This window comes from Mesorhizobium sp. P2_D1 (assembly GCF_056404455.1).
The window spans coordinates 99,193-109,625 of record NZ_JBFUDZ010000019.1; the positions used below are offsets into that span (position 1 = coordinate 99,193).

The window sequence follows — 10,433 nt, forward strand, 5'->3', positions numbered from 1 at the left end:
CTTGGCTTCATCCAGCTTTTAGGGTCAGGTCGATCACCCTGATCAGGGCGGCGGCGGCCTGCCGCTGCCCGCCGGGATCGCTGATCCGCGCCTTCATGCCTTCCAGCCCGTCGAGCAGCATGTCGGCAAGCAGTTGCGCCGACAGTCCCTTGGCGGTGAGATCGGCGCCGTTCCTGGCAGCCTCGCCCTCGATCGCGGCGGCGATATGTTCGACAAGACCGCCGCGCCAGCAGCCGACCAGATCGCCAAGGCTCGATTTCATGTCCAGCAATTCGGCGCCGTGCGGCGAGGCAACGACCGCGCTCATCATCGAGATGAACGCCTCGTCGATGGCTTGCGTCATGCGCTCAGTGAAAGCGCTATCGCCGGCCAGAGCCATTTTCGCCGACTCGACCGAGCGCGACAGCACCATCATGGCGATGGCGCGGAAAATGTCGGTCTTGTTCTTGAACAGGAGATAGAGCGCCGGCCGCGACATGTCGGCGGCGCGGGCGATGTCGTCCATGGTCGTGCGGGAGAAGCCATAAGCCAAAAACACCTTCATTGCGCCATCCAGGATACGGACGCGTTTGGGGTCAGCGGCGGCGATGTCTTCGATCTGATTCATGGGACAACATTATCCTGGAAAAATCTCAATTGACAAAATGACGTAATTTGTCAATCTGTATCGAGACGAAGCGACCCAAGGGGACGCTTCGCCTTTGGGCTGTGGACGACAACAAAAGGGTATCCCCATGCGCCTCACCGTCGATGGGCAGTCATTCGACATCAATGCCGATCCCGACATGCCGCTGCTGTGGGCGTTGCGCGATCTCATTGGCAAGACCGGACCGAAGTACGGCTGCGGCATCGCCGCCTGCGGCGCCTGCACCGTGCATGTCGACGGTCAGCCGGTGCGCTCCTGCTCGCTCCCGGTCGGCGAGGTCAGCGGCGCCGTCACCACCATCGAAGGCATCGGCACGGCGGACAAGCTCCATCCAGTGCAACAGGCATGGCTGGAGGAACAGGTCGCGCAATGCGGCTACTGCCAGGCCGGACAGATCATGAGCGCGGTGGCACTGCTCGACGAGGTCGCCGATCCCAGCGACGCCGACATCGACAACGCCATGGGCGGCAATCTTTGTCGCTGCGGCACCTATCCGAGGATCCGCTCGGCCATCAAGAAGGCCGCCGCGCTCAAGACGGCGGGGCTCTGACCATGGCCAGTGTCGGAAAGATTGCCCGCCGCACGTTCCTGATCGGCGCGGCTGCCGTGGCGGGGGGCGTGGCCGTCGGCTACTACTATTATCGCAAACCGTTTCCGAACCCGCTCGAGACCGACCTCGGCAAGGGCGAGGCGACGTTCAACCCCTATGTGAAGATCGGCGCCGACAACACCATCACCATCGTGGCGCCGCGCGCAGAGATGGGGCAAGGCATTTCGACGACGCTGGCCGTCATGGTCGCCGAAGAGCTCGATGTCGGTCTCGATCAGGTCAAGGTCGAGCCCGGCCCGGCCTCCTATGCCTATTACAACGCCGCGATCCTCGAAGAGGGCGGCCCGTTCGCCTTCTTCGACGAGAGCATGACCGCGCAGGCGGTGCGCTCAGGTCTCGGCGTGGTCGGCAAGCTCCTTGCTATCCAGGCCACCGGCGGCTCGGCTTCGGTGCGCGACGGTTTCGACAAGATGCGCCAGGCGGGCGCCGCAGCCCGCCAATTGCTGATCGCCGCGGCGGCGCAGAAACTCGGCGTTGCCGCCACCGACCTGGAAACGGCCAATGGGTCGATCCTGCATAAGGCATCTGGCAAGTCGCTGACCTATGGCGCGGTTGCCGCGGCTGCCGCCGCCATGGCGCCGCCGGCCGAAGTCAGGCTCAAGGACAGGGCCGACTGGAAACTGCTGGGAAAGCCGCAGAAGCGCGTCGACATGCTGGCCAAGGTCACCGGGGCACCGATCTTCGGCATCGATGTCAGGCTGCCAGACATGCTCTACGGCACGGTCAAGATGAGCCCGCGCTTCTGGGCCAAGCCGGTCAAGGCGGATCTCGCCAAAGCCGAGAAAATGCCCGGCGTGATCAAGATCGTAGCGCTCGAGACGAATTACGGTCATGGCTTCGGCATCATCGCGGAAAATACCTGGGCGGCCTTCAAGGCGGCCGATGCCATCGACGCCCAGTGGGCGGATCCCGAATATCCGCTCAGCAGCGCCGCCATTTCCGACGTGCTCAAACAGGCGCTCGGCACCAAGGGTTCGGCTATGCGTGACAATGGCGATGTCGATACCGCCTTTGCCGACGCGCCACGCGAAAGGATGGTCGAGGCAGACTATACGGTGCCCTATCTGGCGCATGCGACGATGGAGCCGATGAACGCCACGGCGCGGTTCAAGGATGGTGCCCTCGACATCTGGTGCGGCAACCAGGCGCCGACTCTGGTGCGGCAGCTTTGCGCCAACGCGGTCGGTATCGAGCAAGACAAGGTCACCGTGCACACCACCTTCATGGGCGGCGGTTTCGGCCGCCGCGTCGAGATGGACTACGCGTTGTGCGCCGCACTGATGGCGAAGGCGACAGACGGGCGTCCGGTCAAGGTGACGTGGACGCGCGAAGAAGACATGCGCCATGACGCCTACCGGCCGGCCGCGGTCGGCAAGTTCCAGGCGCGGCTCGGCGACGACGGCATGCCCATCGCCATCGACATGAAGATCGCCTCGCCATCCATGATAGCCAGCACCTTGCGCCGGCTGTTTCCCTCGATCTCGCCGCTCGGACCCGACAAAAGCATCGTCGACGGCGCCTATGACCAGCCCTACACCATCCCGAACTATCGGGTGAGTGGTGTCGCCGCCCCCGTCTCCATTCCCGTCGGCTCCTGGCGATCGGTCGGCAGTTCGATCAACGGCTTCTTCCACGAGGGCTTCATGGACGAGATTGCCACTGCCGGCAAAATCGATCCGGTCGAGATGCGCAAGAAGCTGATGGCCGCCTATCCCGCGGCGGTGAAGGTGGTGGAGAAAGTCGCAGCGATGGCGAAATGGGGTGAGGCGCTGCCCGCTGGCAAGGCCAAGGGCATGGCCTTCACGCTGTCCTTCGGCAGTTGGGTCGGCGAGATCATCCAGGTGGCGGATACGCCGGCCGGCATCCGCATCGAGAAGGTATGGATCGCGGCCGATGTCGGCACCGCGCTTGATCCGGGCATCATCGAGGCGCAGCTGATTTCCGCCGCCATCTACGGTCTTTCGGCGGCCATGGGACAGGAGATCACCTTCGCAGACGGTATGGTCGAACAGTCGAACTTCCACGATTTCGACGCCATGCGGATCTTCCAGTGCCCGGTCTTCGAAGTCGCCATCCTGGAAAATTTCCACAAGATGGGTGGCGTCGGCGAGGTTGGCACTCCGCCGGCCGCACCGGCGCTGGCCAATGCCATCTTCGCGCTCACCGGCAAGCGCATCCGCACGCTGCCTTTGTCGAAAACGGTGGCCTTCGCATGAAGAGGCTCCTCATCATGCTGACGCCTGCTGCCATGCTCGTCTTTGTGGCGTCGTTCGCAACCGCACAGGAGAGCCAAACATCACCGAGCCAGGCGGTCGACATGACCAAGGGCCAGTCCGAATGGGACAAGATTTATGCGGTGTTCTCACACCCGCGCTGCGCCGATTGTCATGTCGCGGACGGCCGACCGCGCTGGTCGGGTGCGCATTATGGCGGCACGCGCGTGCACGCCTTCAATGTCCAGCGCGGTGACGACGGATCAGGCTTCGGCAATCCTGGTCTGCGCTGCACGACTTGCCATTTCGCAAGCAATTCCAATGCATTGCATGGACCGCCCGGAGCCGAGAACTGGCGCCTGGCGCCGGCCGAGATGGCCTGGTTCGGGAAATCCTCCGCCGAAATCTGCGCCCAGATCAAGGATCCGGCGCGCAATGGCGGTCGCAGTTTGGACGATATCGCGCTGCATGTTCGCGACGACAGGTTGGTCGGCTGGGGCTGGGCGCCGGGGTCGAACCGTGAGCCGGCTCCGGGTTCGGCCGAAGCAACCTTTCAAGCGATCGAAAACTGGTTGGCGGTGGGTTCACCTTGCCCTGTGCCGTAATGGTCTTGCAACTTTAAGGCTATATCGCGGTGCAACTTTGATGTAGAAGCGCGCTTCGCCGATCACGGCAAATTGAAGATGGCCTGGCGCGCACCCATATCGGCGACGCGCCCGCGTTATGAGGACGCTGGCCGAATCCGCAGTGGAAAAAACGACGATGAGAATCAGGTTTCACAAGCTTGCAGCCGTTGTTGTGCTCATTGGTTTCGCGGCCTGGATGGCGACAGGCGAGTTTTCGTCGGTCGGCAGCGTCGCCGCCAACAAGGCCAAGGCTGCCGAAGTCGAGCAGGGCAAGGCACCGGACGCGAACAAGCCCAAGGCTGCTGAAGCCGAGCCGAAGGCACCGCTGCGCACCGTCGCTGTGGTGACGCCGCCGCGCAAGACCTATGCGCGCGCCATCCGCGTTTCCGGGTTGACCGAAGCCGACAAGCGGGCCGTGCTGGGGACGCGCGTTGCCGGTGTCATCGACAAGTTGCCGGTCAAGCAGGGCCAGCACGTCAAGACCGGAGATCTGGTGCTGATGCTTGCGGCCGAAGAAAAGATCTCCATGGTCGACAACGCCAAGCAATTGGTAGTGCAGCGCCAGGCTGAGTTGGACGCAGCTCTGCGACTGATGAAGTCAGGCAATTTGCCGAAGCTGCAGCTCGATACAGCGCGCTCGAACCTGACTTCTGCGCAGTCGATGCTGGAAACGGCACAGGCCTTACTCGAGCGCAATGAGGTGAGGGCACCTTTCGACGGCGTTATCGACCGGGTGCCGGTGGAACTCGGCAGTTCCATCATGGAGGGCGGCGAGGTGGCAACCATCCTCAAGCTTGACCCGGTGATCGCCCGCGGCGAAATCAGCGAGCGCGACCTCGGCTACCTCAAGCTCGGCGACAAGGCCAATGTCCGGCTGGTCAGCGGCCAGACGGTCGAAGGCACCGTGCGCTACATCAGCCGCGACGCCTCGTCGGCGACCCGCACTTTCCGCGTCGAGGTGGCGATCCCCAATGGCGACGGCTCCGTGCCCGCCGGCATGACGGCGGAAATCGCGCTCAACGCTCAACCGACCGACGCGGTCGTACTGCCGCGCTCGGTGGTGACGCTGGGCGACAAGGGCGACCTCGGCATCCGTGCCGTTGGCAAGGACAACAAAGTGGCGTTCTTCCCGATCGACCTCGTCGACGACACACCGACCGGCCTTGTGCTCGGCGGCATCCCGGCCGACGCGCGCATCATCGTCGCAGGCCAGGAACTGGTGAAGGAAGGCGATGAGGTCAATCCGGTCGAGGCCGACCAGGCGACCCTCCGGAAGCTGCTGGGCGAGGCGACCGCCGGGACGCAGTAGAAGGGGTCGCGACGGACCAGCCCTGGGCGGGGACAATCGGCTGCGACGCAGCTCCTGAAATTCGAAAACAGGCGTTAGCCATGGATATCGTCAGACTCGCAATCAACAATGCCCGCCTGACCATCTCGGTTCTGGTCTTCCTTCTGCTCGCAGGCTGGGTTGCTTATCAGTCAACGCCAAAGGAAGCGGAACCAGACGTTCCGATTCCGATGATGTATGTCAGCCTGATCTACCAGGGCATTTCGCCCGAAGATTCAGAGCGCCTTCTGCTGCGGCCGATGGAAAGCAAGCTTAAGAGCCTGAAGGGCCTCAAGGAAATGCGCTCGGCCGCCTTCCAGGGCGGCGGCTACGTGCTCGTCGAGTTCCAGCCGCAGACCAATCTGGCGACGGCACTGCAGGACACGCGCAGCAAGGTGCAGGATGGCAAGGCCGACCTGCCGCAGGCGGCTGAAGAACCTGTTGTCACCGAGGTCAATATCTCCGAATTTCCCGTCCTCGTCGTCACCCTGTCAGGCGAATTGCCCGAGCGTGTGCTGACCGCTGCCGCGCGCGAACTGCGCGACCGCATCGAAGAAGTGCCCGGCGTTCTCGAAGGCTCGCTGCAGGGCGCGCGCGACGACCTCGTCGAGGTCGTCATCGACCCGATGAAGCTGTCTTCCTACGGACTGCAGCTCGATCAGCTGATCGGTGCGGTCGGCAACTCCAACAGCCTGGTCGCCGCCGGCAATATCGAGGGCTCGGAGGGCAAATACGCCGTCAAGGTGCCGTCGCTGATCGAGACGCCCGAGGATGTGGCGGCGCTGCCGGTGGTCGCCGGCCCCAATGCCGTGGTTCAGGCCAAGGACATCGCGACGATCCGCTCCACCTTCAAGGATGCCGAGACGGTGACCCGCCTCAACGGCAAGCCTGCCATCGCCATCGAAGTGAAAAAGCGCATCGGCGCCAATTTGATCGACACGCTCGCCAAGGTCAGGGAGGTCTCCGACGCCTTCGTCAAGACCATGCCGCAAGGCATGAATGTCACCTACACGCAGGACAAGTCGGTCTTCGTCAACCAGCTGCTCGGCGATCTGCAGAACCATGTGATGATCGCCGTCATCCTGGTGTTCATCGTCATCCTCTACGCGCTGTCGGGCCGTGCATCACTGTTGATCGGCCTGGCCATTCCATCATCGTTCCTGATCGGCATCCTGTTGCTTGCGATGATGGGTTACACGATCAACATGATCGTGCTGTTCAGCCTGATCCTGGCGGTCGGCATGCTTGTCGACGATGCCATCATCGTCACCGAATTCGCCGAGCGGCGGATGGGCGAGGGCATGCCGAAGGCGGAAGCTTTCGCGCTTGCCGCCAAGCGCATGGCCGGTCCGGTCATCGCCGCGACGATGACGCGCATCGCCGCCTTCTCGCCGCTGCTGTTCTGGCCGGGCATCATCGGCGACTTCATGAAGTACATGCCGATCACGCTGATCGTCACGCTGTCGGCGTCGATGCTCTACGCGCTGGTGTTCGCGCCGACGCTGGGGGCGATCTTCGCCAAGGCACCCGAGCACCATGCGGATGACAATCGCGACGGCTGGTACATGGCAATCGTCAAGCAGGCGGTGCGGTTCCCCATCACCGTGGTGGTGCTCACCGTGGCGCTGCTGTTCGGCGTCGGCTTTGCCTATTCGAAATATGGCGCCGGTGTCGAGTTTTTCCCCAGTGTCGAGCCAGACTACGGCCTGCTCTACGTGCACGCTCGCGGCAACCTTTCGCTGGCCGAAATGGATACCGCGACCAAGATCGCCGAAAACAGGCTGCTCGGCTGGCCCGGCATCAAATCGGTCTACACCCGCGTCGGCAAGACGCAAGGCGGCGGGCAGGATGTTCCGGAAGACGTGGTCGGCGTCATCCAGTATGAATTTATCGACTGGCGCGAGCGCAAGTCGGCGAACCAGATCCTGAGCGATTTGCGTGGCGTCATGGCCGGCATTCCCGGCGTCGATGTCGAGGTTCGCGTGCCTGAAGCCGGTCCGCCAACCGGCAAGCCGATCCAGATCAGGCTTTCGGCGATCGATCCGAAGGGGCTCGACGACAAGGCGCGCGCCGTGGCGGCCCGCATCGCCAAGGTGCCCGGCGTCATCGATATTTCCGACGGCCTGCCGCCGCCCGGCGTCGACTGGGCGCTCGAGGTCGATCGCGCCAAGGCGGCGCAGTACGGCATCAGCCCGACTTCGGTCGGAACGGTGGTGCAGCTGGTGACCAATGGCCTGAAGCTCTCGGAATACCGGCCGGCAGGTGCTGACGATGCCGTCGACATCCGGCTCCGCCTGCCCGAAGACCGGCGGACGCTGTCGACGCTCGACGAGTTGAGGGTACAGACCTCGCAAGGTTCGGTGCCGATCTCGAATTTCGTCGTGCGCAAGCCCGAGCCGACCGTTGGTATCCTCAGCCGCATCGACGGCGCCCGCACGGTGGTCGTCCAGGCCAACGTCGCCGCGGGCACCCAGGTCGCGGCGGTGCAGCAGGAGGTCACCAAGGCTGTCGCGGATATGGATCTCGGCAGTGGCATACGCTGGAAGCTGGCCGGTTCCAACGAGGACAGCGCGGAGGCTAGTGCCTTCCTTGGCAAGGCCTTCGGCGCGGCGATCTTCCTGATCTTCCTCGTACTGCTGATGCAGTTCAACAAATTCACCAGCGTGCTGATGGTTCTGTCCTGCGTGGTCATGGCGACTATCGGCGTGTTCCTGGGGCTGCTGTTGACGGGAGAGGCCTTCGGCATCGTCATGTCTGGCATCGGCGTGATCGCGCTGGCCGGTGTGGTGGTGAACAACAACATCGTGCTGATCGACACCTATGACCGGCTGCGCGAAGAAGGCTGGGACAAGATGGAAGCGGTGCTGCAGACCTGCCGCGAACGGGCCCGCCCCGTGGTGCTGACGGCGGTGTCGGCGATCCTCGGCGTGCTGCCGATCGCCTTTGGCCTCGGTCTCGAAATCTTCCATCATGAGACGACGATCAACGCGCCGTCGACGCAATGGTGGATCTCGCTGTCGTCGGCGATCGTCTTCGGCCTGTCCTTTGCCACCCTGCTGACGCTGGTGGTGACGCCGTCGATGCTGATGATCTTCACCCGCAGCAAGAACAGCCGCTTCTACGCGTTTTTCCGTCGGCTATTCCGGCGCGACAAGGGAAAGGTCTCGTCGACCGAGACGCCCGATACGGATGTGGGCAGCGAGCCGGCTATCGCCTTTCCGAAGGCGGCCGAATAGACCTGCCTGCGAACCTCCGACGCAAAGGCCGCCCGGAACAACCGGGCGGCCTTTTGCATTGTCCCTTGAACAAAATGTCAGCGCGGGGCGTTCTTTATGCCGATCACCACCATCCTCATGATCGTCCTGATCCTTGTCCTCATTGGCGCGATACCGGCCTGGCCGCATTCGCGCTCCTGGGGTTATGGGCCGTCGGGCATTGTCGGTGTCGTGCTGGTGGTGCTTCTGGTGCTGCTGTTGATGGGGCGGCTCTGAGCCGCCCTCATTCGGTAGTGAAACGGTGTGGACAGACGGGCGGGGATTGCTGCGCCCGCCGACGTGCCTGTCAGGCCGCTTTCGCAACACCATTCACCTCGGCGATGCCGATGTCCCCGAGAGCCTCGGCGACTGCTTGACCCAACGGCGTGTGCGGAGTCTCGCCGATGATGTGTTCCAACCGCGTCGAGACCAGCCGATGCGGCTCGAAGCGCAGATAGGACATCGAGACGATCTCGCGCCACATGGCTACGAACGGGCTGCCGGCACGCAGCACCCACCAAGGCATCGAAGTCATCTTGAGTGCTCTGCCAAGCGCCTTCTCTGACGCAGCCTTGAGTTCCAGATCGGTGATTGCATGGCCTGGAAAGTTCAGCGCCTCATAGAAGCCGAGCTTGTCGAGATTGCGCGCCAACGCGACGAAGCCTAGGGCGAAGTCCGGCAGGTAAGCCCATTCATGCACCAGATCGACCGGACCGGGCGCGGTGTAGATGCCCTTGTTCATCTTGGCCGCGACGACGAGGTCGAACCATGATCCGCTGCCGGTGCCGCCAAAGAAGTCGCCGGCCCGCAAGAGAATGGTGCGGACACGTCCGACCTTCGCCTCGCGGCGGAATAGGTCTTCCATGGCACAGCGGATGCGGCCCTTTTCCGTCGTCGGGTGGAAGGGCGTGTCCTCGGTGATCACCGCCGGCATCGGTGAGCCGTAATTGTAGACGGTGCCGGGAAAGAGGTGCAGCGCGCCGTTCGTATGGCAGGCGGCCATGACGTTTTCGGCCATCGGCAGGCACTTGCCCCAGTCGGTGTAGATCGGGTTGAGGCCATTGAAGATGATGTCGACGCCTTGCGTGGCGCGGATCAGGGCTTCGCGGTCGAGCGCGTCGCCGGCAACGGCCGTGGCGCCCTTGAGTTCGGCCGGCACCTTACCGCTGCGGGTGATTGCGCGGACGTCATAACCCGCATCGATGAAGGCCCTGGCGACCACACGGCCGAGCCGGCCATTGGCACCGAGAATTGCGATCTTGGTCATTTTTTGTCTCCGTGTGGATGTTTTGCAGCTCGAATATGGTCCCGTCGCACACGAATGGAAATTGACCATAATTTGGCTTCTGATATTCATAAATGAATGAATGAAATCGACTGGAACCTGATCAAGAGTTTTGTCACCGTGGCGGAGACCGGCAGCCTGTCGGCCGGCGCTCGGAAGCTCTCTGCCAGCCAGCCGACGCTTGGCCGCCATATCGCCGAGCTTGAGCAGGCGCTTGATATTACGCTGTTCCGGCGTGGGCGACGCGGCTATGAATTGACGGAGGCCGGCAGCACGCTGTTCGAGCGCGGCAAGGCGGTGAGCGAGCAGGCGAGCGCCTTTTCCCGGCTGGCGCTGGGGTCGGTCGAGGCGATCGAAGGCACGGTGCGCATCGCCGCCAGCGAGGTGGTGGCGGCTTATGTGCTGCCGGAGATAACGGCGCGGCTCGGCATCGAGGAGCCCGGCATCGAGGTCGAGATTGTTGCCTCGAACC

9 protein-coding genes are annotated in these 10,433 nt (G+C 63.3%); 7 read left to right on the plus strand and 2 right to left on the minus strand.

Features of this window, described 5'->3' with window-relative positions; all coding sequences use genetic code 11:
- Nucleotides 1-7: 7 nt before the first annotated feature.
- A complete protein-coding gene (locus AC1D0I_RS16225) occupies nucleotides 8-607 on the minus strand; it encodes a TetR/AcrR family transcriptional regulator (RefSeq protein WP_477396321.1) in 600 nt (199 codons plus the stop codon).
- A gap of 127 nt (nucleotides 608-734) precedes the next feature.
- Here AC1D0I_RS16225 and AC1D0I_RS16230 point away from each other — a divergent pair, with 127 nt between their 5' ends.
- From AC1D0I_RS16230 to AC1D0I_RS16255, 6 genes are all read left to right on the plus strand, one after another.
- Nucleotides 735-1,196 (plus strand): (2Fe-2S)-binding protein, encoded by a 462-nt coding sequence (locus AC1D0I_RS16230; protein WP_477299981.1) that lies wholly within the window; start codon nucleotides 735-737, stop codon nucleotides 1,194-1,196.
- A gap of 2 nt (nucleotides 1,197-1,198) precedes the next feature.
- Nucleotides 1,199-3,472, plus strand: coding sequence for a xanthine dehydrogenase family protein molybdopterin-binding subunit (locus tag AC1D0I_RS16235; RefSeq protein WP_477396323.1), 2,274 nt, complete (start codon nucleotides 1,199-1,201; stop codon nucleotides 3,470-3,472).
- On the plus strand, nucleotides 3,469-4,074 hold the full coding sequence (locus tag AC1D0I_RS16240; protein ID WP_477396325.1) for a hypothetical protein: 606 nt from the start codon (nucleotides 3,469-3,471) through the stop codon (nucleotides 4,072-4,074). The genes AC1D0I_RS16235 and AC1D0I_RS16240 overlap by 4 nt, the downstream gene beginning before the upstream one ends.
- Nucleotides 4,075-4,231: 157 nt before the next feature.
- Nucleotides 4,232-5,404, plus strand: a complete 1,173-nt coding sequence (locus AC1D0I_RS16245) for an efflux RND transporter periplasmic adaptor subunit (RefSeq protein ID WP_477396327.1) — start codon at nucleotides 4,232-4,234, stop codon at nucleotides 5,402-5,404.
- Between the two features lie 80 nt (nucleotides 5,405-5,484).
- The gene (locus tag AC1D0I_RS16250) at nucleotides 5,485-8,658 is read left to right on the plus strand and encodes an efflux RND transporter permease subunit (RefSeq protein WP_477396329.1); all 3,174 of its coding nucleotides are present in this window, start codon (nucleotides 5,485-5,487) and stop codon (nucleotides 8,656-8,658) included.
- A gap of 96 nt (nucleotides 8,659-8,754) precedes the next feature.
- The gene (locus AC1D0I_RS16255) at nucleotides 8,755-8,913 is read left to right on the plus strand and encodes a DUF3309 domain-containing protein (protein ID WP_477396331.1); all 159 of its coding nucleotides are present in this window, start codon (nucleotides 8,755-8,757) and stop codon (nucleotides 8,911-8,913) included.
- A 70-nt stretch (nucleotides 8,914-8,983) separates the two neighbouring features.
- Here the strand turns inward: AC1D0I_RS16255 and AC1D0I_RS16260 are convergent, their stop codons facing one another.
- The gene (locus AC1D0I_RS16260) at nucleotides 8,984-9,943 is read right to left on the minus strand and encodes an SDR family oxidoreductase (protein WP_477396333.1); all 960 of its coding nucleotides are present in this window, start codon (nucleotides 9,941-9,943) and stop codon (nucleotides 8,984-8,986) included.
- Between the two features lie 96 nt (nucleotides 9,944-10,039).
- On the opposite strand from AC1D0I_RS16260, the gene AC1D0I_RS16265 reads away from it, so the two are divergent.
- A partial coding sequence (locus tag AC1D0I_RS16265) for a LysR family transcriptional regulator (RefSeq protein ID WP_477396335.1) occupies nucleotides 10,040-10,433 on the plus strand: 394 nt, incomplete at its 3' end.